The sequence below is a fragment of the Rhizobium phaseoli genome, assembly GCF_010668805.1.
Taxonomy (GTDB): Bacteria; Pseudomonadota; Alphaproteobacteria; order Rhizobiales; family Rhizobiaceae; genus Rhizobium; species Rhizobium phaseoli_A.
The window spans coordinates 120142-140894 of record NZ_WUFT01000007.1 but is presented as its reverse complement, the minus strand read 5'-3'; the positions used below and the strand labels follow the sequence as shown (position 1 = coordinate 140894).

Here is a 20753-nt window from a genome sequence, read left to right as displayed (position 1 = left end):
GCATTTTCTTGCCGTTGCCGCCGTCCTCAGGGCCGCTTTTGTGCCATTTCTGCCCGATTTCCGTCTGGCACGCTTTCTGCATCTCTTTTGCCAAAGGCCCAGAGGGGACTTGGACCAGCGCCAGCAAATGGCGCGGCCGACACGCCGCTGCCCGACGCCGAGGCCGCTTTTCGCAAGCCTTCGGTGTCGGCGGTGGTTGTTGCGTTTTGGCACCGCTTGCTTCGCAGCTGGTGGTGATCTGGCCTTTCCCCTTCGTTTTTCGCTGGCCTTTTTTTCGGCTTGCGCTAGTTCGCCCGGATTGCGCCGGTTCTCGGGGAGAGACCGTTGCGGCCATCAGGGCGAAAGCCCGGCGGACTTGATGGCCGCAACGGATTGCCGGTTGTCCCCCGCGCTTTTTTGCTGGCCGGCAAATCGATTTTCCCGGCGATGATTTTGTTTGGCGAAGGCGTCCGCCTCCACTATCTCTACTGCATGATGTCAGTCTTGATCGGAATCGATGAGGGCTGAAATCATGCAGCAATTCAAAATGCTACAGCGCTCCTTGCGCGTCTTGAAAGACGCGCGGCGCTCTAGTCTGCGAGAAGAGGCAGTGAGGGTGGAATGACCGACGTCACCAAGGAACAGGTTCTCGAAACGCTGAAGACCGTGCGTGGACCGGATCTCGAGCACGATATCGTCGAGCTCGGCATGGTTTCCGACGTCTTCATCTCCGACGGCAAGGTCTATTTCTCCATCACCGTTCCGGCTGATCGCGCTAAGGAGCTGGAGCCGATGCGGCTCGCCGCCGAGCGCGTCGTCAAGGCAATGCCGGGTGTCAAGGGCGCGCTCGTCACACTGACCGCCGACAAGAAGGCGGCGGCCGCCGCTCCGGCCGCCCGTCCAGCACCGAACCCGCCGCACGGCCATGCCGGCCATGATCACCAGCATGAACACCGGGGCCATACCCATGCCCCGCAACAGCCGCCGCGGGTCGGCAAGATCGGCGTTCCCGGCATTGCTGCCATCATCGCCGTCGCCTCGGGCAAGGGTGGGGTCGGCAAGTCGACCACCGCCGTCAACCTGGCGCTCGGGCTGCTTGCCAATGGCCTTCGCGTCGGCATTCTCGATGCCGATATCTACGGTCCCTCGATGCCGCGGCTCTTAAAAATATCCGGCCGTCCGACGCAGATCGACGGCCGCATCATCAATCCGATGGAGAATTACGGCCTCAAGGTCATGTCGATGGGTTTCCTCGTCGACGAGGAGACAGCGATGATCTGGCGCGGCCCGATGGTCCAGTCGGCACTGCTGCAGATGCTGCGCGAAGTCGCCTGGGGTGAACTTGACGTGCTCGTTGTCGACATGCCGCCCGGCACCGGCGATGCGCAGCTTACCATGGCCCAGCAGGTGCCGCTTGCCGGCGCAGTCATCGTCTCCACGCCGCAGGATCTGGCGCTGATCGATGCCCGCAAGGGCCTCAACATGTTCCGTAAGGTCGAGGTGCCGGTGCTCGGTATCGTCGAGAACATGAGCTATTTCATCGCGCCGGATACCGGCACCCGCTACGACATCTTCGGCCATGGCGGCGCCCGCAAGGAGGCCGAGCGCATCGGCGTGCCTTTCCTCGGCGAAGTGCCGCTGACGATGAACATCCGTGAAACCTCCGACGCCGGCACGCCGCTCGTCGCTTCCGAGCCGAATGGCGTCGTCGCCGGCATCTATCGCGGCATCGCCACCAAGGTCTGGGAACAGATCGGTGGCCAGCCGCAGCGTCCTGCTCCGGCGATCGTCTTCGAATAAGCCCTGTCGTCAAAAAGGTGTGCAGCGTCAGGCACGCGCAAAACAGAGCCTTTCGAACCTCGAATCACCGCGGCGGATACCCGAAATTGTCAGGGAAACGTGGTGAAAAGCCGCGGATCACGGAAGATGTCTTGATTATTGCATGGCTTTGCTTCATATGCCGCGGCGCCATGATGGCGTTTGCTGCAGATGCTCAATGACGGCCATCTTCGTTTTCGAAGGGTCGCCTCGCCTGCAAGTTCGGAGTTGTCTTGTCGATCGAAGGATTGGTAGCTGCGATGCGGTGGAGCACAATGCGCATGCTGGCCGTTGAGGTTGCATGCAGCCGGAGTTGTATGAACTTTCTTGGTCCGCTTTCGCTTCGAGCGATGCACACGAGCGACCGTCGCGTTGCCGCGCTGGCGGCCGCATGGAAAGGCTTTCGATGAAAAGCGCAATGGCCGCGAAGCGTCGTGAGCATCGGAGAGGCTGCCGGTGATCACCGCTTACTGTTCCAATTGCACGTCGGTCGAGATCCGCGATCTGTCGCATGCCGCATCCTTTCCCGGGGATGTCGTATGGATCGACATGATCGAGCCGACCCGCGACGAGGAACTCTATGTCGAGAAGGTTCTCGGCATCGAGGTTCCGACCCGTGACGACCTTAAGGATATCGAGCCTTCCGCCCGCCTCTATGTCGAAAACGATGCCGTCTTCATGACCGGCTCGCTTCTCTGGAAGGCTGATACCGAGGCGCCGACGCTGACCGATGTCGCCTTCATCCTGGCCGGTAACCGGCTGGTCACCATCCGCTATGCCCACCCCAAATCCTTTGCGCTGTTCATCGCCGCTCTGCACCGGCTGCCGGAAAACTGGCGCAGCGGTGCTGCGCTTCTGGCCAAGCTGTTGGAGACGATCGTCGACCGCACCGCCGAAATCCTTGAGGTTTCGATCTCGCGCCTCGATATCCTGTCGATGCATGTCTTCGGCGACCGGGCGAAGAAAACGCGCAAGCCCTCGAACTACCTCGAAGAGAAATTGCGGGATATCGCCGGCCATCACCGGATGATCAGCAAGGTGCGCGACAGCCTCGGTTCGCTTTCCCGTCTGCTGACCTTCTTTCACACGATCCCGGCGATCCAGCAGGACCGCGAGGCGAAGGAGCTCTGCCGCACCGTCTCGCGCGATATCCAGTCGCTGTCGGAGCATGCATCCTTCGTCGCAGGCAACATCACCTTCCTGCTCGACGCGTCGCTCGGTCTGATCAACATCGAGCAGAATTCGATCATCAAGATTTTCTCGATCGCCTCGGTAGTGTTCTTGCCGCCGACATTGGTCGCCTCCGTCTATGGTATGAATTTTCAGGTCATGCCGGAGCTGGCCTGGGCCGCGGGTTATCCCTATTCGCTGGCCCTGATGGTGGTCTCCGCCGTCATCCCCTTTTTCTTTTTTCGCTGGAAAGGCTGGCTCTGAGGAGCCTGTTGCAACTTCATGTCTGAAGAGAGCCATCCGAACGAATCCCAGATGACGCCGAAAAAGCTGTTCTATCTGACGCTGGGTTCCGTCGGCGTCGTCTACGGCGATATCGGCACCAGCCCGCTCTATGCCTTTCGCGAGGCGCTGAAGCCCGTGGCCCATGACGGCCTCACCCGCTTCGAGGTCATCAGCCTGATCTCGCTGATGATCTGGGCGCTGACGATCATCGTCACCATCAAATATGTGCTGTTCCTGCTGCGCGCCGACAACGAGGGGGAGGGCGGCACGCTGTCGCTGCTTGCTCTTCTGATGAAGACCGCCAATGGCCATACCGCCATACTGATGCTGCTCGGCCTGATGGGAGCTGCCCTCTTCCTCGGCGATGCGATGATCACGCCGGCGCTTTCGGTGCTCTCTGCCGTCGAAGGCCTGAAGCTCGTCACACCGAGGCTCTCGGAATATATCGTGCCGATCTCGGTGATGATCCTGGCGCTGCTCTTCGTCGTGCAATCGCGCGGCACCGGCGCCGTCGCCAGGTTCTTCGGCCCGATCACCGCCGTCTGGTTCATCGTCATCGCCGCCGCCGGCATATCGCATATCTCGGACGATTTCGGCATCCTCGCCGCCTTCAATCCCTATTATGCCGTCAGCTTCCTGCTGCATGAGGGCTTCTACGGTGTCGTCGTGCTTGGCGCCGTCTTCCTGACGGTGACAGGCGCCGAAGCGCTTTATGCCGATCTCGGCCATTTCGGCCGCCGGCCGATTCAATGGGCCTGGTTTGCGCTGGTGTTTCCGTCGCTGACGCTGAACTATCTCGGGCAGGGCGCCCTCGTGCTCGGCAAGCCGGAGACGATGTCCGATCCCTTCTATCTGATGTTTCCGCAATGGGCGCTGCTGCCGGTCGTCATCCTGGCGACCGCCGCGACGATCATCGCCAGCCAGGCTGTCATCACCGGCGCCTTCTCGCTGGTGCGCCAGGGCATCAACCTCGGCTTCCTGCCGCGCATGGAAATCCTCTTCACCTCGGAAACCAATACCGGCCAGATCTTCGTGCCTTCGGTCAATGCCGTGCTGTTCATCGGCGTCATCTTCCTGGTCCTGAGTTTCAAGACGTCGGACGCGCTGGCGACCGCCTATGGCATCTCCGTCACCGGTGCCATGGTCGTCACCTCGATCATGGCCTTCGAATTCGTTCGCGCCCGCTGGAACTGGTCGCTTCCGGTTGCGGTGATCGCACTCGCGCCGCTGGTCGTGCTCGAATTGATCTTCCTCGGCGCCAACCTTTTGAAGATCCATGACGGCGGCTATATCCCGATCCTGATCGCCACGGCCTTTACCGTCGTCATGTGGACTTGGCGCCGCGGCAGCGCGATCCTGATGGAAAAGACCCGCCACACCGATATTCCTCTCGCCTCTTTCGTCAGTTCGATCGAGCGCAAAAGCGACCATTCGCCGGCCCAGGTTCCGGGCACCGCGATCTTCCTGACCAGCGATCCGGAATCGGCCCCCGCCGCCTTGCTGCACAATCTCAAGCACAACCATGTGCTTCACGACCGCAACGTCATCCTGACGATCCGCACCGTCAACAAGCCGCGCGTCCCAAGCCAGGACCGCTACAAGGTCGAGCAGATTTCCGAGCGCTTCTCCCGCGTCGAATTGCTCTTCGGCTTCATGGAATCGCAAAACGTCTCGCAGGCCTTGGCGACGCTGCGCAAGACCGGGCTGAAGTTCGACATCATGTCGACCTCCTTCTATCTCGGCCGCCGCAAGTTGGTGCCGGACGCCAAGTCGGGCATGCCTTACTGGCAGGACCGGCTTTATATCGCGCTCGCCAACGCCGCCGCCAACCCCTCGGACTACTTCCGCCTTCCGGCCAACCGCGTGGTAGAACTGGGCTCGCACGTTATTATTTGATAGGCGTGTAGGCGACATTCCTGATGCGGCTGGCCCCTTCCGTCACCTCGTACTCCGTCCTCCCAGGCCTTGAGCCGAGCATCCTCGGCTCAAGGCCTGGGAGGACGGAGATTGGGATACGTCCCCCATCAAACCAGCGACATTAGAACATCAAAATATTCTCATGGTCAGGCACGGCCCGTTAACCGGACGTCAAGGTTAATGAGAGATTTTCGATGGAATGTTCCCGCGTTCCGTTGCCGGAGTTGGTTTTGCGTCGAAAGAGCTCTTCCCGTAGCAAGCTGCGCCTTCTTCCCGAGAACTGGGTATCGCCCGCTATCTTCGGGCTTGCCGGCTGGCTGATCTTCCCGAGTGTCACGTCCCATGCCGATCTCGCCGCCATGCTTGCCGGCCTCGATCATGAGGGTGAGAACTGGCGCATGGTGCTGACCAATTCGCCGGCCGGCTCGATTCATCAGGCCGAACTTGCTTTCGCCGACCCGACAATGACCGGCACGATCTCGTCGGGCGCCGGCATGGTGCTTCCTGATGGCCGCAAGGTTGCTTTCTCTGCCCTGGACAAGGGCGCTGCCATGGACAAGGGCACCGCCAACGACAAGAGCCACGAGGACACGCCGGACGAGGATCGCGTCAATCGCGCCGCCAAGAAGGGCCGCGTCGTCGCCGTCGAGAGGATGCAGCCGCCGAAGGACTTTTCCGCCGGCTCTATCCTCGAGCGCACCAAGATGCTGTTCACCCCGAGCTTCGATCTCAAGGACAGGTCGGCCTTCGTCAAGCCGAAGATCCTGGGCAAGGAAATCGAGATCGCCACATCTTTCTATAAGAAGCAGCCGGTGGTGCCCGATGACGGGGTGCCGGCAATGCTTGCAAGCCTCGTCACCAGCGACAAGGCCGATGTGCTTGCCACTGCCTATGGGCCGGCCGCACCCGACTATTCCCGCCAGTCGCCCTTCGATTCCATTCTGACCGAGCAGGGCAGCGGCCGCTTCGTTCCGGAGATCGGCCCGCGCGACCATGCCTGGGCCGCAAGCATATTGGCGCCGAGCGTCTTTTCCGCCCGCGAACAGCAGTGCCTTGCTTCCGGCATCTATTTCGAGGCGCGTGGAGAATCGGTAAAGGGCCAAGCGGCCGTCGCCCAGGTCATCCTCAACCGCGTCCGCAACCCTTCCTATCCGAAAACCATCTGCGGCGTCGTCTACCAGAACGAGGATTGGCGCAATCGCTGCCAGTTTTCCTTCGCCTGCGACAGCATCAAGGACCGGGTGAACTCGGGATACCACTGGCGGATGGCCCGCGATGTGGCGATGGCGGTCACATCAGGCAAGATCTGGCTGCCCCAGGTGGGTTCGGCTACGCATTACCATGCGGTCTATGTCAGGCCGAAATGGGCAAAGACCATGGAAAAGGTCGGCCGCATCGGTCTTCACGTCTTCTATCGCACCTATGGCGGCGGCTGGAGCTGAGATAATCGCCTGCCCAAGCCGATTTGTCGGGCTCAAAAGCGGATTCTTTCCATCGAATTTAAGCGATCGCCCAAAAATCGGTTTATCTCTTTGATTCGATGAAATTATTTTCTCGCTGGACAGAAGCTGTCTACGCCTTGACTATGCTAATCCCTAAAACTATGTTGCGCGCGACTTCAGAACGGGCCGGAAGGGTCTCAACCTTCGCGTCCGGGGTCCGAATGACCGGGGTAGCGGGAGTGCGGGCGACGGGCAGGCGAGGAGAGATCCATGGCGGACGACCGCGAAGAAAGTCTTGAGAAGCGCCGTGCGCAACTGGAAGCGAAACTCGCGACCAAGCGCGTCGAGGTGGGGAAGGACGAGGCCAGGGAAGCCCAAGCCGAGGTAAGCCGCAAAGGTTATGCCCAGGCGATGAAGCTTTCCAGCGAGTTCATTGCCGCAATCCTCGTCGGTGCTTTCCTTGGCTATGTCTTCGACCGTTTTGTTGGCACGGCGCCTTGGGGGATGATTGTTCTTCTGCTTCTCGGATTCTGTGCCGGCGTTCTGAACGTGCTGCGTTCTGCGGGGGTGATAGCCCATCCCCTGGACGACAAGGACGACAAGAAATAGGGACCGGTTCCGGTCTAGTGCAATGTCCCCGCGTCCTGCGGGCCAAAGTAGAGAGAACAAGCGGTGTCTAACGATCCGACTCATCAGTTCCTGATCCAGAAGATTGTGCCGATCGAAATCGGCGGAATTGATTTTTCGTTCACCAACGCATCGCTCTTCATGGCCGCTTCTGCTGCCGTTGCCGTCGGCTTCCTCTATTTCGCGACCTCAAACCGCGCCATCGTGCCGGGCCGTTCGCAGTCGGTTGCGGAAATGTCTTACGAATTCATCGCCAACATGCTGAAGGAAGGCGCCGGCAAGCAGGGAATGAAATTCTTCCCGCTGGTCTTCTCGCTGTTCATGTTCGTGCTGACGGCGAACCTGCTCGGCATGTTCCCGTATTTCTTCACGGTGACGAGCCAGATCATCGTAACCTTCGCCCTTGCCCTGCTCGTCATCGGCACCGTCATCGTCTACGGGTTCTACAAGCACGGTTTCCGCTTCCTCAATCTCTTCGTGCCGCACGGCGTGCCGGGCGCGCTGCTGCCGCTGGTGGTGACGATCGAAATCATCTCCTTCCTGTCGCGTCCGATTTCACTCTCGGTTCGTCTTTTCGCCAACATGCTCGCCGGTCACATCACGCTCAAAGTGTTCGCAGGCTTCGTCGCCTCGCTTGGAACCCTGGGTGCTCTCGGTGTCGGCGGCGCCGTTCTTCCCCTCATCATGACCGTCGCCCTGACCGGTCTCGAGTTCCTCGTCGCCTTCCTTCAGGCTTACGTCTTTGCGGTGCTGACTTGCATGTACCTCAACGACGCAATCCATCCGGGCGGGCACTAAGGATAACGACATCGACGTCTCGAGGGCGTCAGTCATTCGCCGCAACAACCATTTCAAAGGAGTTCAACATGGAAGCGGAAGCAGCAAAGTACATCGGTGCAGGCCTGGCTTGCTTTGGTATGGCCGGTACGGCTCTCGGCCTCGGCAATATTTTCGGCAGCTACCTCTCCGGCGCACTGCGCAATCCGTCTGCCGCTGACAGCCAGTTCGGCCGTCTGGTATTCGGTTTCGCCGTTACGGAAGCTCTGGGCATCTTCTCGCTGCTCATCGCTCTCCTCCTCCTCTTCGCCGTCTGATATCGGCGAATAGATGGATCACGGCCTGCGACCGCAAGCCGTGATCCTTTGCATTTGCAGTCCACCTGGAGGTGAGAATGTTTTTTGTGACCCCGGCTTACGCTGAAGAAGCACCGGCGGCAGCGACGGGTACGGATGCGCATGCCGCTCCGGCCGCAGGCGAGGTCCATACCGAGACCGGTGTTGCCGAAGGCGGACACGCCCGAGGCCCTTTCCCGCCTTTCGATTCGACGACCTTCGCGTCTCAGCTGCTCTGGCTGGTGATCACGTTCGGCGTCTTCTATTTGCTTATGCAAAAGGTCATCGCGCCGCGCATCGGGGCGATCCTCGATCAGCGTCACACGCGCATTTCCCAGGATCTGGAAGAAGCAGGCCGCCTAAAGGCGGAAGCCGACGCTGCCGTCCGGACCTATGAGGGTGAACTGGCCGCTGCCCGCGCCAAATCCAACGCGATCGGCGCTGCCGCGCGCGACGCCGCTAAGGCCAAGGCCGAAGAGGATCGCCGCGCTGTCGAGGCGAGCCTGTCGGAAAAGATCAAGGCTGCCGAGCTCCGCATCGGCGAGATCAAGGCCAAGGCCTTTGCCGACGTCGGCACCATTGCCGAGGAAACCGCGGCTGCCGTGGTCGATCAGCTGATCGGCGGCACCGTTGCCAAGGCCGATGTCGCCGCTGCCGTCGCGGCAGTCAAGAAGGAGGCTTGATCGATGGGATTTGCTTTTGACGCGACTTTCTTCGCCTTTGTCGGCCTCGTCCTCTTCCTGGCGCTGGTCGTCTACCTGAAGGTTCCGGGCATGATGGCACGGTCGCTCGACGACCGCGCCGACCAGATTCGCAACGAATTGGCCGAAGCCAAGCGTCTGCGCGAGGAAGCGCAGCACCTGCTCGCTGAATACCAGCGCAAGCGCAAGGAAGCGGAAGCCGAAGCGGCCCACATCGTTGCCGCCGCCGAGCGCGAAGCCGAAATGCTGACCACCGAGGCGAAGAAGAAGACGGAAGAATTCGTCGCCAACCGGACGGCGCTTTCCGAGCAGAAGATCAAGCAGGCCGAGGCCGAGGCGATGAAGGCGGTCCGTTCCGCTGCCGTCGATCTCGCAATCGCGGCTGCCGAAACGGTGCTCGCCAAGCAGGCTGATGCCAAGGTCCAGTCCGAGCTCTTCGGCAATGCCGTCGGCCAGGTCAAGACGCGGCTCAACTGAGCGTTTCGAATGGAATAAGGAAAAGGCCGGGCATGTCCCGGCCTTTTCTTCGTTGATAGATCTTTTTTGAAGTATGAGCCTGTCCGGTTGTGGTTGAGCCAAGACCCCTCCCCAACCCTCCCCACAAGGGGGAGGGGCTTACCTGCGGCCCCCGCTCATCCAATCTTGAATGCAGATCATGCGGCTGGCTCTAGCCCCTCCCCCTTGTGGGGAGGGGTTAGGAAGGGGGCCTTGAGCAGCTCTCCGCAGTCTGGAGTTCAGACCTATTCCGAGATCAGCTCGTCCATCTCGGGACCATCCTCAACCTTGCGTAGCGGCCTAAAACTCATCCGGTGCAGGGAGCAGGGGCCATGCTTTTCGATGCCGGCACGGTGCTGTGCCGTGCCGTATCCGACATGGGCGGCAAAGCCGTAATCCGGAAATACCCAATGGACCCGGGCCATCATCCGGTCGCGCGTTACCTTGGCGACGATCGAGGCGGCAGCGATCGAGACTGAACGGGCATCACCCTTGACCACAGCCTGCCCAGGGCAATCGAGGCCGGGCGGCACGTCGAGTCCGTCGGTCAGCACGTAGCTTGCCGGGATGGAAAGGCCGCAGATCGCGCGGCGCATGGCGTCGAGGCTCGCCTTGCGGATATCGGTCTCGTCGATGCGCGTCGAGCTGGAGGAGGCGATGGAAACGGTGGCAGTCGCCAGGATCTGCACGAACAGCTCCTCACGCCGTTGCGCCGAAAGCTGCTTGGAATCGTTCAGCCCCTCCGGGATGCGCTTCGGATCGAGGATGACGGCGGCTGCGACGACCGGTCCGGCCAGCGGTCCGCGGCCCGCCTCGTCGGCGCCGGCGACCGGCCAGTGGCCGGCCTTGCGGGCTTTGAGTTCCAGCCGGAAATCCGGCACCAGCGGAACCGCTTGGAAAAGCAGCGGAGAATCGGGTGGCGTGCGAGGTTTCATGCGGCTGAACCTCGCACGCCAACCCGATTGCCCGCAAGTCCCCGATCAGGGCGGCGGTCGGGGACCGGGTCCGGCGGATGGCGGCGGTCAGGCCCATCCGCGGGAATTGCGCTCGGCGCTCGAGAACAGGGCGGTTTCTCGATGGGCCGATGCGCAAGCTTCAAGCAATTCCAGGAAAAGTGCGAAGCTGCTGCCAGGAATTGCGTAAAACAAACGGTTAGAGCAGCGATAGTTGAACGCCGCTGCCATCCGGCGGCACGAACAGATCGTCGCGCAACGGCATGCCGCGTCGCGTCAGGCCAAAACGTCTTGCCGCCATTTCAAAGCGCCGGGCGATCTGCCAGGCATAGGGACCGGCACCCTTCATGCGCTTGCCGAATTCGGCATCATAATCCTTGCCGCCGCGCATCGAGCGCACCAGCGACATCACATGCCGGTAGCGATCGGGGTAGTGTTGCAGCAGCCAGTCGCGAAACAGCGGGCTGACCTCGAGCGGCAATCTCAGGATGACATAACTCGCTTCGGCTGCGCCGGCCGCCTTGGCCGATTCGAGGATGCGTTCCAGCTCGTGATCGTTCAGCGCCGGGATCAGCGGAGCGGCCATCACAGCCGTCTGGATGCCTGCTTCCGACAGCGTGTGAATGGTCTCCAGCCGGCGCGGCGGCGTGGCGGCGCGCGGCTCCATCGTCCGGGCAAGCTTGCGGTCGAGCGTGGTCACGGAGATGCCGACGCGCACCAGGTTCTTAGCCGCCATATCCCGCAAAATATCGAGATCTCGCAGGATCATCGCCGACTTGGTGACGATCGATACCGGATGGTTCGCCTTGTTCAAGACCTCGAGAATGCCGCGCATGACGCGCCATTCCTTCTCGATCGGCTGATAGGGGTCGGTATTGGTGCCGATCGCGATCGCCCGCACCTTGTAACCCGGCTTGGCGAGTTCCCGCTCCAGCAGTTTTGCCGCATCCGGCTTGGCAAACAGCTTCGTCTCGAAATCGAGCCCTGCCGAGAGCCCCATATAGGCATGTGTCGGCCGGGCGAAACAATAGATGCAGCCATGCTCGCAGCCGCGATAGGGATTGATCGATCGGTCGAAGGGAATATCCGGCGATTCGTTGCGGGTGATGGCTGTGCGGGGTTTCTCGATCTGCACATCGGTCTTGAACGGGGGAAGCTCTTCCAGCGTCTGCCAGCCGTCATCGAAGGTTTCCCGCTGCAGCGCCTCGAACCGCCCGGTCGGGTTCAGTCCCGCCCCACGCCCGCGCCGCCGATCGACCTCGATCCGCAGGCCGGAGGACGCGATCATCGCATCGGCAATATCTGCCGTGTTGGCAGGCGCGAATGCGGCCTGCCCTGCCAGGGACTGCTCTCTCATCGGATTCTCCCGTGACGGAAAGCCATCGCTCCCGCCCGTTTTGATGATTAAATTCCTATCCGTAAAACCAGAACATTGCAAGAACAAAATGCGGAAAACGCCGCTGGCAAAAATTTGTGCGGCGCATTATGAATAGGCGATGTTGACGGTTGTTCTCGAATGCCAGGATCAGGAATCCGAGCTGGCGCAGACTTTATCGGTATTGGTGGCAGGCGCGGTGGAGGGGCTCGTCAGCGATGTGGTCGTGCTCGATCACGGCTCGCGCGACGGCACCTCGCGGGTCGCCGACGCCGCCGGCTGCCGTTTCCATTCGCAGTGGGATATCAAGGACATCGTCCGCTCCGCTCGCGGCGAATGGCTGCTTTTCGTCGAGCCGGGCGCTAGACCCCAGGCCGGCTGGATCGACGAGATCGCCGAATATGTCGCGCTGAACAAGCTACCGGCGCGTTTCACCGCCTCGCGCGGCTACCGGCGCCCGTTCCTCCGCCGCCTCGGCCGCGCCGTGCCGCCGCTGGAACTCGGTCTGCTGATGCCGAAGAAACAGGCGCTCGCCGCTGCCCATAGCGGCATGCGCCTTGCTGAATTCACCAAGGGCCAGAAGCCGCGCAAGCTCGTCAGCGAACTGATTCCTGCCTGGGTGGCGCGCGCTGCTCGCTAAGCAATTTCGCTCGCCACCTTCCTCAAGGCTTGACCGTGCATGTCTGGTTGGCGCCGAAAACTGCCCCTCACCCTAACCCTCTCCCCCGTAAAAACGGGGCGAGGGGACGTGCTAGCTAGGCGCGACGCTGGCGAGGAAGGGAGAGATTGCGACTATCCCCCTTCGCCCCGCAAGCGGGGGTCCGAAGGACGGGTCGAGACCCGTGGCTCGCCCCCGGTGGTGGCGGCAGCCGGATGAGGGGCGGGTCTCGCAATAACGTCGGCGATCGTACCCGCCCACCGTCGCGTAAAGATGGCGCCCAATGGGATTTTGCGCTATAATTTGCCTATGGCGCCGTCGAAGCGCCTCGCTTCGCAACGGATGGCCATGGAATGCCGGTGGACGGCAGAGCAGGTCAGCGAAATCTCCTCTTCTGCCGGGGTTCCGGCGAAAGGAGGTGCGTCATGGCACACGGTATGGTCTACGGCCTGCTGGCCGTCATATTGCCGACATTGATGATCGCGCATCCGCATTCGGCAGCATCGCAGACGATGCTCAGTTGCGCAGGCCGATCCGACGTCATCAATTTCCTCGACACGAACTTCGCTGAAAAGCTGACGGCAGTCGGCCTGGTCAACGAGAACGCCGTTCTCGGGTCTATGCCGCCGAAAGCGGAACCTGGACACTCGTCGTCACGGATGTTCATGGCATCAGCTGCATCCTGCTGTCGGGTGACAGCTGGGAAACGATGCCCGCTTTGCCGGGCCTTGCTACATAGCGAATTCTAAAGCGCGACTCGCTTTGGTCGTTTGTTTTATGAATATCGGTATCCCGGAACCGCGGCACCCTCCCGGGCGACATGCATTATTTCGCCGCGCCGCGTTTCAAATGCTCGTCCAGACGCGGCATGATTTCGACGAAATTGCACGGCGCGCTGCGGTAGTCGAGCTGCCCTTTCAAAATGCCGTCCCAGGCATCCCGGCAGGCGCCGGGCGAGCCCGGCAGCGCGAAGATGAAGGTGGCGTTGGCAACGCCTGCCGTGGCGCGCGACTGGATCGTCGCCGTGCCGATCTTCTCATAGGAGATGCGGTGGAAGATGGCGGAAAAGCCGTCCATGCGCTTTTCGAACAACGGTTCCAGCGCCTCAGGCGTCACATCGCGGCCGGTAAAGCCGGTGCCGCCTGACGTTATGACGACGTCGATCTCATCTAGTTCGGTCCAGGCCTTCACCCGGGCTGCGATTTTCTCTCGATCGTCAGGCACGATCGCCCGGTCGACCAGCCTGTGGCCCGCCTCGGTGATTCGCTCCGCCAGCGTGTCGCCCGACTTGTCCGTCTCCGGCGTGCGCGTATCCGAAACTGTGAGAATCGCGATGCCGACGGCGATGAAGGGCCGCTTTTCGTCCAGACTTGCCATCACATGCCTCCCGAAATCGTTTCCGTTACCTGGAAATACCAGTCGGGCCGCTCGGCGTGAAGAGCGGTCGCCGCATCTTGCGCCGCCGCCATAGTCGAAAAGATCCCGAAACAGGTGGCGCCGGAACCGGACATGCGGGTCAAAAGCGCGCCGCGCGCCCGCAGCATCGCCGAGATCGCTGCGATCTCAGGCACGAGATCGCGCGCCGGCGGCTCCAAGTCGTTACGGGCAGCACCGATCGCTGCCAGCCAGTCGGCACGCCCAGCGAGATCCGCAGCCAGGTTCAGAGCCGGATTGTTCTTTGTCGTCAGTTGGCGGAAAACCTCGGGCGTCGAGACGCCCTTCAGCGGGTTGGCGAGCAGCATGGCAAAGGCAGGCAGGTCCGGCACGGCTTCGATCTGTTCGCCGATGCCGCGGGCAATCAGCGGCCGGCTCTCAAGGCACATCGGCACGTCGGCGCCGAGCTGCAGCGCGAGGGCTGCGCGCGTCTCCACGGGCAAGGTCGCGTCCCAGAGCCGCATCAGCCCGCGCAGCGCGGCGGCCGCATCGGCCGAGCCGCCGCCGATGCCGGAGGCGATCGGCAGGTTCTTTTCCAAGTGGATGTGAACGGGGAAGGCGAGGGGGCCGACCGCCATGCGCAACAGATCACGCGCCCGTAACACCAGATTGGTGTCGCCGTCGCCGGCAAGCGTCTCGCCGAACCGGCCCGACAGGGAGAAGGCGTCGGCCGGCGCGCGCGTGAAGCTCAGCCGGTCGCCGCAATCTGCGAAAGTGACCAGCATATCGAGCAGATGATAACCATCTGCCCGCTGGCCCGTCACATGCAAAGCGAGGTTGATCTTGGCGCGAGCCTCTTCGGTGACGCTGAAAGCGCCTGATAAGCCCTCGTCAGGCATGTCTCGCCCGTCAGGATTTCTTGTCGACCGGCGGCGGGGTGACCGGTGCCGGGTCCGGCTGCTTCTTATCGGCCGCTTTGGCATCGTCGCTGACGGCAGGCAGGCCATTGGCGACCTTGTCCTTGATCTTCGGGATCTCGGCGGCTTCGGGCTCGGAGGCCAGCGCCCGGTTCCACTGATAAACGGCTTCGAGCTTGCGGCCGACGCGCCAATAGGCATCGCCGAGATGGTCGTTGATCGTCGCGTCGCCGGCCTTGATCTGGGCTGCCCGTTCCAGTTCGTCGACGGCATCGTCGAAGCGGTTGAGGCGGAAATAGGCCCAGCCGAGCGAATCGATGATGTAGCCGTCGTCAGGACGAAGGTCGACGGCCTTCTTGATCATGCCGAGACCTTCGTCGAGGTTCCGGTTCATGTCGATCCAAGAGTAGCCGAGATAGTTCAGCACCTGCGGCTGGTCGGGATTAAGCTCCAGGGCCTTGCGGAAGTTCGGTTCCGCCTGGTCCCACTTCTTCAGCCGCTCATAGGCGATGCCGCGCTGGAAGAAGACGCTCCAGTTGGCGCGGCCGGGAATCGGACCGATCGCTTCGACGGCCTTGTCGTAATTGGCCGCCATCGCTTCGTAATCCTTGGCGTCGGAGAGCACGCTGCCATAGGCGAGGTAGCTGCGAATGTCCTTCGGGTCGGAGGTGATCAGCGCCTGCAGGTGCTTGCGCGCCTCGTCCACCTTGCCGCCCTGGGCAAGGGCGAGGCCGAGCTGCAGCTCGGAGATGCGCCGCATCGGCGAATTCTCCGGCACCTTCTTGTAGAGCGCAATGGCGCGGTCCATCTGGTTCTGCTTCTCGGCGATGCCGCCGAGCAGAACCAGCGTATCGGCGCTGTTGGGGTCGAGCGCATTGGCGGTCTGCAGGTAAAGCGAGACGATATCCTCGGCGCCGTCGCGGTTCAGCGCGCCGCCGACCGAAAACAGCACGCCGGCTGCCCCTTCTTCGGCCGTCTTGACCTGCTGCTCCTGCTTCTCATCTTTTTCGATACTGTCGCGCAGGGCGTTCAGCGGCGCATAGTTCGGCAGCAAATTGTCGCCGACGGAAACGGCGTCGAGCGCCTTCTGCTTATTGCCTTGTGTGGCTTCAAGGCGGGCAAGCGCCATCACGGCGCGCATGAAGGTGTCGGGGGCCGTGGCACCTCCCTCCTTGTCGAGCACGGCATCGTTCAGATGCTTTCGGGCGGATTTCACGTCGCCGGTGGCGATGGCGATCGCGCCTGCATTATAATTCTGGAAGATGCGGACCCAGTCCGGCCCCTTCATCTTCTCGACCATGGCGAGCGCTTCCTTGCCGCGGCCGGCGCCGACGCGGGCCCAGGCGAGCAGCAGGTCATTCATCATCCGGTCGAGATCGTTCGGCCCGTTATATTTAAGGATGGTCTCGGCGGTCTTGTAGTCATCCCGGCGCACGGCATCCATACCGCGCACGATCGTGGTAATGCGCTCGACGGACGGATCGCCCTTCAGGTCGTTGGCATATTTGACGCCGTCCTTGATGTCGCCATTGAGCAGCAGCGAGATCATCAGCCGCTGGCGGATCTCGGGATTGCCGGGCTCGATCTGCAGCGCCTTCTTGTAGAGTTCGATCGCCGTTTCATAGTCATGATCGACATCGGCCGTGCGCGCCGCGAGAAAGGCGCCGGAGAAAGTGGTAACGCTATCGGCATCGAAGCTGTCGGTCGTTGCGGCTTCACTCGCCTTGGCCGCATCCTCAGCGTTGACGCCGCCGACACCGCCCAGCGAAAGGACAACGGCAAGCGCTGCGCTCGTAAGAAGACGGATGGCAATTCTCTGCCGCATTAGGAAACCTTTCTTCGACAGCGTCCCGACGATGGTGCCGGTCGCAAACCAGTTGCGCTCACTGATTCATAACAGGATGGCTTTTTTGAAGCGGCGCTGCAACAAAATCAGCCCGCAATCGAGCATGTGTGATCAGTTGACACGCTCGATACAGAAATCGATCACTTCCATCAGGGCGGCTTTCCACACCGTATCGGGCAGCGGCGCAAGCGCGTCTCTTGCGATCGTGCCGTAATGGATCGCGCGGCCGATCGTGTCGGCAAGCGTGCCGTATTTGGTGATCAGCCCGAGCGCTTTTTCGAGGTTGGCGTCGGTGCTGTTGCCGGCTTCGATCGCATCGCGCCAGAAGGCGCGCTCGTCCTCGGTGCCGCGGCGATAGGCGAGAATGACCGGCAGGGTGATCTTGCCCTCGCGGAAATCGTCGCCGACATTCTTGCCGAGATCGGCGGCCTTGCCGCCATAGTCGAGCGCATCGTCGACGAGCTGGAAGGCAAGCCCCAGATTCATTCCATAGGATTTCAATGCATTGCGGCCGGAGCGACCGGCCTCGGCGACGATCGGCCCGACTTCGGCGGCAGCGGCAAAAAGGGCGGCCGTCTTGGCGCGGATGACGGAGAGATAATCGTCCTCCGTCGTCTCCATGTTCTTGGCGACGGAAAGCTGCAGCACTTCGCCTTCGGCGATCACGCAGGCAGCCGAAGACAAGACGTCGAGCGCATCGAGCGAGCCGACATCGACCATCATGCGGAAGGCCTGGCCGAGCAGGAAGTCGCCGACCAGCACGCTTGCCTGGTTGCCCCAGATCATCCGCGCTGTCGATTTGCCGCGGCGCAGATCGCTTTCGTCGACGACGTCGTCATGCAGCAGCGTCGCCGTGTGCATGAACTCGACTGAGGTGGCGAGCTTGACGTGGTTTTCGCCCCTATAGTCGAACAGCGAGGCCGACGCCAGCGTCAGCATCGGCCGCAGCCGCTTGCCGCCGGACGAGATCAGATGGTTCGCCACTTCGGGGATCATCTGCACATCGGAGCCGGCCTTGGACAGTATGAGCTGGTTCACCCGCTCCATATCCGCCCTGGTGAGATCGACCAATGGCTTGATGGATGCCAGTTTGTTTTTGCTTTCTTCAAGCGGTATGACCACGCCCAACGACCCGGACTCCTGTTCATTCTTTGCATCTGACAATAGAAAGGGGCGATGGACGCGGCAAGGGGTGAATTGTCGCGCAAGGCGAAATTGGAAGGAAAACGACGGCAAATGCATGAACTTATCCGCGCCAACGACCCCGTTCTGCTCTCCTTTGCCGAGAGTTTGATGAAGGATGCCGGAATTCACTGCTTCATCGCCGATCAGGGCATGAGCGTGCTGGAAGGCTCACTCGGCATGCTGCCGCGCCGCCTGCTGGTGGATGAAGAGATGGCCGACCGGGCGCGCCGCATTCTGACCGACGCCGGCCTCGGTGGCGAATTGCGCGACAGGAAGTGAGCGGGGGATGACCGGGGAGCCTGGCCAAACCATCGATGCCTTTCATCGCGGCGCCTTCCATGTGGTGCAGCCGAAGGGCAGGGGCCATCGCTCCGGCATGGATGCGATGCTGCTTGCCGCCCTCGTCGCCGATGATCGGCCGGTCAGGGTCGCCGACCTCGGCGCCGGCGCCGGTGCTGCCGGCCTTGCCGTCGCCTCGCGCCTAGCCGATGCGGACGTGGTGCTTTTCGAGCGTGCGGCTGAAATGGCCGATTATGCCCGCCGCAGCATCCTGCTGCCCGAAAATGCCCATTTCGCCGCCCGCGTCAGTGTCGTCGAAGCCGATGTGACGCTGACTGCCAAGGCGCGCAACGATGCCGGCCTCATCGATGAGAGTTTCCACCACGTCATCATGAACCCGCCCTTCAACCACGCCGGCGACCGGCGCACGCCGGATGCGCTGAAGGCCGAAGCCCATGCGATGACCGACGGTCTGTTTGAAAGCTGGATCCGCACCGCCGGCGCGATCATGATCCCGGGCGGGCAATTGTCGCTGATTGCAAGGCCCCAATCGATCGCCGAGATCGTTATCGCCTGCGGCCGGCGTTTCGGCGGCATCGAAATCACCGCCATTCATCCGCGCCAGGGCGAAAACGCCGTCCGTATCCTGATGACTGGTATCAAGGGATCGCGGGCGCGGCTGTCGCTACGCGCGCCGCTGATCATGCACGAAGAGGGCAGCCACAAGTTCTCCCCTCTCGTCGACGATTTCAACAACGGCCGGGCGGCCTATGCCAGGCTTTGAAGACGCCTTGCATCGAAGCTGTTCATTGGCGAGGGATCATCTGTGACAATATCCGACCCGCGAAAGCGTCTGCTCGATCTTCTGCGCATCGTTGCTGCCTATAATGACAAGGGATATCAGTGGATCCCGCATGACGCCGCGCAGGTGGCGCTTTACCGAGATCAGGCCCAAAGCGAGATCCTGCAACTGACGGCGGAGATCGGCGAGCAAGCCTTCAGCGGCGATCTGCTTGATATGTTGAAATCCGGCGCCGCCGCCCGAGACAATAGCGGCGATACCTATCTGCTGGCCAAATCGGAACTCGCTTGAAAAATTCGGAAATCCGCAGTCAGAGATCGAATGCATCCAAATCGATCGATGAATGGTGGACAAATCAAAACGCGGCGCATCAACCAAGGTCGATGCGCCGCGCTGTCGTTTCTTAATCGCGGACCGCCGCACGGGGCGATGCACGTTCGTCAGCCGGTCACGAAGTCGAAGAGCAGCTTGACGTTGAGGCCGGCGATGACGACCGCGATCAGATAGGCAAGGCCGCTCAGCCAGCGCGGGGCGACGAGCTCATCCATTTTGGCCTTGCTGGCGGTGAACATCACAAGCGGGAAGACCGCGAAGGAAAGCTGCAGGCTGAGCACCACTTGGGTGAGGATCAAGAGCTCCGCTGTGCCCTGGTCGCCATACCAGATGGTGACGATCGCCGCCGGGACGATGGCGATGGCGCGGGTGATCAGCCGGCGCACCCAAGGTTTCAGCCTGATCTTCAGGAAGCCTTCCATGACGATCTGGCCGGCAAGCGTTGCCGTCACCGTCGAATTGAGGCCGCAGCATAAGAGCGCGATGCCGAACAGCGTCGGGGCGATGGCGAGACCGAGCAGCGGCGACAGCAGCGAATAGGCGTCGCCGAGTTCGACGACATCGGTCTTGCCATGCGCATTGAAGGCGGCAGCCGCCAGGATCAGGATCGAAGCGTTGATTAGCAGCGCGAAGCACAGCGCCACCGTCGAGTCGATCGTCGCAAAGGTCAGTGCCTCCTTCTTCTCGGGAACCGTATGGCCATAGGCCCGCGTCTGGACGATGCCGGAGTGGAGGTAGAGATTGTGCGGCATGACGGTCGCGCCGAGAATGCCGAGCGCCAGATAGAGCATCTCCGGATTGGTGACGATCTCCGTCGTCGGGAAGAAGCCGGTGACGACGGCGCCCCATTGCGGGTCGGCAAGCAATATCTGCACGCCGAAGCAGACGGCGATGACGCCGAGCAGCGCGATGATGAAGGCTTCCACCCAGCGGAAACCAAGCTTCTGCAGGAAGAGGATGACGAAGACGTCGAGTGCGGTGATCAGCACGCCAAGTTCGAGCGGGATGCCCATCAGCAGATTGAGGCCGATCGCCGTTCCGATCACCTCGGCGATATCGGTGGCGATGATGGCGATTTCCGCAAAAGCCCAGAGTGGTATCGAGACATATTTCGGAAAGGCGTCGCGGCAGGCCTGCGCCAGGTCACGGCCGGAGGCGATCGCCAGACGCGCGCAGAGCGATTGCAGCACGATCGCCATCAGGTTGGAGAGCAGGGCGACGGTGAGCAGCGCATACCCGAATTTTGAGCCACCGGCGAGTGACGTCGCCCAGTTGCCCGGATCCATGTAACCGACGGCGACCATGTAGCCCGGCCCCGCGAAGGCGGCCGCCCTTCGCCACTTCGAGCTATGACGCCCGGTTCCGACGGTGCGGTAGACATCCGATAGCGACGCCTCGCCGCGTTCGTGCCGCCAGCCGCTTCGAGCATTCGGATTTAGGGCGTCCATGCAATTTCCACCTGTTTATCGTGTCTGCACTATGACG

General features: G+C 61.8%; 20 protein-coding genes and 1 pseudogene. 14 read left to right on the top strand and 7 right to left on the bottom strand.

What is annotated here, in order from left to right; genetic code table 11:
* Positions 1-600 precede the first annotated feature (600 nt).
* The 9 genes from GR197_RS12770 (at position 601) to GR197_RS12730 (ending at position 9528) form a co-directional block, all read left to right on the top strand.
* The gene (locus GR197_RS12770; protein WP_164009936.1) at positions 601-1779 is read left to right on the top strand and encodes an Mrp/NBP35 family ATP-binding protein; all 1179 of its coding nucleotides are present in this window, start codon (positions 601-603) and stop codon (positions 1777-1779) included.
* A gap of 474 nt (positions 1780-2253) precedes the next feature.
* Entirely contained in the window at positions 2254-3231 is a 978-nt protein-coding gene (locus GR197_RS12765; RefSeq protein WP_007632972.1) for a magnesium transporter CorA family protein, read from the top strand.
* A gap of 18 nt (positions 3232-3249) precedes the next feature.
* Entirely contained in the window at positions 3250-5148 is a 1899-nt protein-coding gene (locus GR197_RS12760; protein WP_164009935.1) for a potassium transporter Kup, read from the top strand.
* A gap of 215 nt (positions 5149-5363) precedes the next feature.
* The gene (locus GR197_RS12755; protein WP_164009932.1) at positions 5364-6611 is read left to right on the top strand and encodes a cell wall hydrolase; all 1248 of its coding nucleotides are present in this window, start codon (positions 5364-5366) and stop codon (positions 6609-6611) included.
* A 270-nt stretch (positions 6612-6881) separates the two neighbouring features.
* On the top strand, positions 6882-7220 hold the full coding sequence (locus GR197_RS12750) for an AtpZ/AtpI family protein (protein ID WP_164009930.1): 339 nt from the start codon (positions 6882-6884) through the stop codon (positions 7218-7220).
* A gap of 63 nt (positions 7221-7283) precedes the next feature.
* Positions 7284-8036, top strand: a complete 753-nt coding sequence (locus GR197_RS12745; RefSeq protein ID WP_164009928.1) for a F0F1 ATP synthase subunit A — start codon at positions 7284-7286, stop codon at positions 8034-8036.
* A 68-nt stretch (positions 8037-8104) separates the two neighbouring features.
* On the top strand, positions 8105-8332 hold the full coding sequence (locus tag GR197_RS12740; RefSeq protein WP_007632966.1) for a F0F1 ATP synthase subunit C: 228 nt from the start codon (positions 8105-8107) through the stop codon (positions 8330-8332).
* A 77-nt stretch (positions 8333-8409) separates the two neighbouring features.
* Positions 8410-9033: a F0F1 ATP synthase subunit B gene (locus GR197_RS12735; RefSeq protein WP_164009926.1), complete on the top strand. Its 624-nt coding sequence runs from the start codon at positions 8410-8412 to the stop codon at positions 9031-9033.
* Positions 9034-9036: 3 nt separating this feature from the next.
* Positions 9037-9528: a F0F1 ATP synthase subunit B gene (locus GR197_RS12730; protein WP_164009924.1), complete on the top strand. Its 492-nt coding sequence runs from the start codon at positions 9037-9039 to the stop codon at positions 9526-9528.
* Positions 9529-9791: 263 nt separating this feature from the next.
* On the opposite strand, the gene GR197_RS12725 is transcribed toward GR197_RS12730, so the two are convergent.
* Both GR197_RS12725 and GR197_RS12720 read right to left on the bottom strand, forming a co-directional pair.
* The gene (locus tag GR197_RS12725; protein WP_164009922.1) at positions 9792-10481 is read right to left on the bottom strand and encodes a ribonuclease HII; all 690 of its coding nucleotides are present in this window, start codon (positions 10479-10481) and stop codon (positions 9792-9794) included.
* A gap of 217 nt (positions 10482-10698) precedes the next feature.
* On the bottom strand, positions 10699-11856 hold the full coding sequence (locus GR197_RS12720; RefSeq protein WP_164009919.1) for a PA0069 family radical SAM protein: 1158 nt from the start codon (positions 11854-11856) through the stop codon (positions 10699-10701).
* Positions 11857-11995: 139 nt separating this feature from the next.
* Between GR197_RS12720 and GR197_RS12715 the strand changes: the two genes are divergently transcribed.
* Positions 11996-12514 carry a glycosyltransferase family A protein gene (locus GR197_RS12715; RefSeq protein WP_164009917.1) on the top strand — a complete coding sequence of 173 codons (519 nt, stop codon included), beginning with the start codon at positions 11996-11998 and terminating at the stop codon, positions 12512-12514.
* A gap of 443 nt (positions 12515-12957) precedes the next feature.
* Positions 12958-13271 (top strand): annotated as a pseudogene (locus GR197_RS32295) (hypothetical protein).
* Between the two features lie 86 nt (positions 13272-13357).
* Here GR197_RS32295 and moaB read toward each other — a convergent pair.
* The 4 genes from moaB to GR197_RS12690 all read right to left on the bottom strand — a co-directional run bounded on the left by moaB (position 13358) and on the right by GR197_RS12690 (position 17797).
* Positions 13358-13909 (bottom strand): molybdenum cofactor biosynthesis protein B, encoded by a 552-nt coding sequence (moaB, locus tag GR197_RS12705; RefSeq protein WP_164009915.1) that lies wholly within the window; start codon positions 13907-13909, stop codon positions 13358-13360.
* Entirely contained in the window at positions 13909-14805 is an 897-nt protein-coding gene (locus tag GR197_RS12700) for a 4-(cytidine 5'-diphospho)-2-C-methyl-D-erythritol kinase (RefSeq protein WP_164009913.1), read from the bottom strand. Before GR197_RS12700 ends, moaB begins: the two co-directional genes overlap by 1 nt.
* Before the next feature lie 10 nt (positions 14806-14815).
* Positions 14816-16648, bottom strand: a complete 1833-nt coding sequence (locus GR197_RS12695) for a tetratricopeptide repeat protein (protein WP_164009911.1) — start codon at positions 16646-16648, stop codon at positions 14816-14818.
* A 132-nt stretch (positions 16649-16780) separates the two neighbouring features.
* Positions 16781-17797: a polyprenyl synthetase family protein gene (locus GR197_RS12690; RefSeq protein WP_164009909.1), complete on the bottom strand. Its 1017-nt coding sequence runs from the start codon at positions 17795-17797 to the stop codon at positions 16781-16783.
* A gap of 108 nt (positions 17798-17905) precedes the next feature.
* On the opposite strand from GR197_RS12690, the gene GR197_RS12685 reads away from it, so the two are divergent.
* The 3 genes from GR197_RS12685 to GR197_RS12675 are packed head-to-tail and all read left to right on the top strand — an operon-like array spanning position 17906 to position 19226.
* Positions 17906-18133, top strand: coding sequence for a DUF2007 domain-containing protein (locus tag GR197_RS12685; protein WP_164009908.1), 228 nt, complete (start codon positions 17906-17908; stop codon positions 18131-18133).
* 7 nt (positions 18134-18140) lie between these two features.
* Positions 18141-18917 carry a tRNA1(Val) (adenine(37)-N6)-methyltransferase gene (locus GR197_RS12680; RefSeq protein ID WP_164009905.1) on the top strand — a complete coding sequence of 259 codons (777 nt, stop codon included), beginning with the start codon at positions 18141-18143 and terminating at the stop codon, positions 18915-18917.
* 42 nt (positions 18918-18959) lie between these two features.
* Positions 18960-19226 (top strand): hypothetical protein, encoded by a 267-nt coding sequence (locus GR197_RS12675; protein WP_164009903.1) that lies wholly within the window; start codon positions 18960-18962, stop codon positions 19224-19226.
* 149 nt (positions 19227-19375) lie between these two features.
* Here the strand turns inward: GR197_RS12675 and GR197_RS12670 are convergent, their stop codons facing one another.
* Complete coding sequence (locus tag GR197_RS12670; protein WP_164009901.1) at positions 19376-20716, bottom strand: Nramp family divalent metal transporter; 1341 nt, start codon at positions 20714-20716, stop codon at positions 19376-19378.
* Positions 20717-20753: the final 37 nt, after the last annotated feature.

What these genes read in the sequence shown, in the direction of transcription:
- GR197_RS12720 (WP_164009919.1), bottom strand. Translation starts at nt 11,856, where the DNA reads ATGAGAGAGCAGTCCCTGGCAGGGCAGGCCGCATTCGCGCCTGCCAAC.
- GR197_RS12760 (WP_164009935.1), top strand. Translation starts at nt 3,250, where the DNA reads ATGTCTGAAGAGAGCCATCCGAACGAATCCCAGATGACGCCGAAAAAG.
- GR197_RS12750 (WP_164009930.1), top strand. Translation starts at nt 6,882, where the DNA reads ATGGCGGACGACCGCGAAGAAAGTCTTGAGAAGCGCCGTGCGCAACTG.
- GR197_RS12740 (WP_007632966.1), top strand. Translation starts at nt 8,105, where the DNA reads ATGGAAGCGGAAGCAGCAAAGTACATCGGTGCAGGCCTGGCTTGCTTT.
- GR197_RS12685 (WP_164009908.1), top strand. Translation starts at nt 17,906, where the DNA reads ATGCATGAACTTATCCGCGCCAACGACCCCGTTCTGCTCTCCTTTGCC.
- GR197_RS12735 (WP_164009926.1), top strand. Translation starts at nt 8,410, where the DNA reads ATGTTTTTTGTGACCCCGGCTTACGCTGAAGAAGCACCGGCGGCAGCG.
- GR197_RS12730 (WP_164009924.1), top strand. Translation starts at nt 9,037, where the DNA reads ATGGGATTTGCTTTTGACGCGACTTTCTTCGCCTTTGTCGGCCTCGTC.
- GR197_RS12700 (WP_164009913.1), bottom strand. Translation starts at nt 14,805, where the DNA reads ATGCCTGACGAGGGCTTATCAGGCGCTTTCAGCGTCACCGAAGAGGCT.
- GR197_RS12695 (WP_164009911.1), bottom strand. Translation starts at nt 16,648, where the DNA reads ATGCGGCAGAGAATTGCCATCCGTCTTCTTACGAGCGCAGCGCTTGCC.
- moaB (WP_164009915.1), bottom strand. Translation starts at nt 13,909, where the DNA reads ATGGCAAGTCTGGACGAAAAGCGGCCCTTCATCGCCGTCGGCATCGCG.
- GR197_RS12755 (WP_164009932.1), top strand. Translation starts at nt 5,364, where the DNA reads ATGGAATGTTCCCGCGTTCCGTTGCCGGAGTTGGTTTTGCGTCGAAAG.
- GR197_RS12770 (WP_164009936.1), top strand. Translation starts at nt 601, where the DNA reads ATGACCGACGTCACCAAGGAACAGGTTCTCGAAACGCTGAAGACCGTG.
- GR197_RS12715 (WP_164009917.1), top strand. Translation starts at nt 11,996, where the DNA reads ATGTTGACGGTTGTTCTCGAATGCCAGGATCAGGAATCCGAGCTGGCG.
- GR197_RS12670 (WP_164009901.1), bottom strand. Translation starts at nt 20,716, where the DNA reads ATGGACGCCCTAAATCCGAATGCTCGAAGCGGCTGGCGGCACGAACGC.
- GR197_RS12725 (WP_164009922.1), bottom strand. Translation starts at nt 10,481, where the DNA reads ATGAAACCTCGCACGCCACCCGATTCTCCGCTGCTTTTCCAAGCGGTT.
- GR197_RS12680 (WP_164009905.1), top strand. Translation starts at nt 18,141, where the DNA reads ATGACCGGGGAGCCTGGCCAAACCATCGATGCCTTTCATCGCGGCGCC.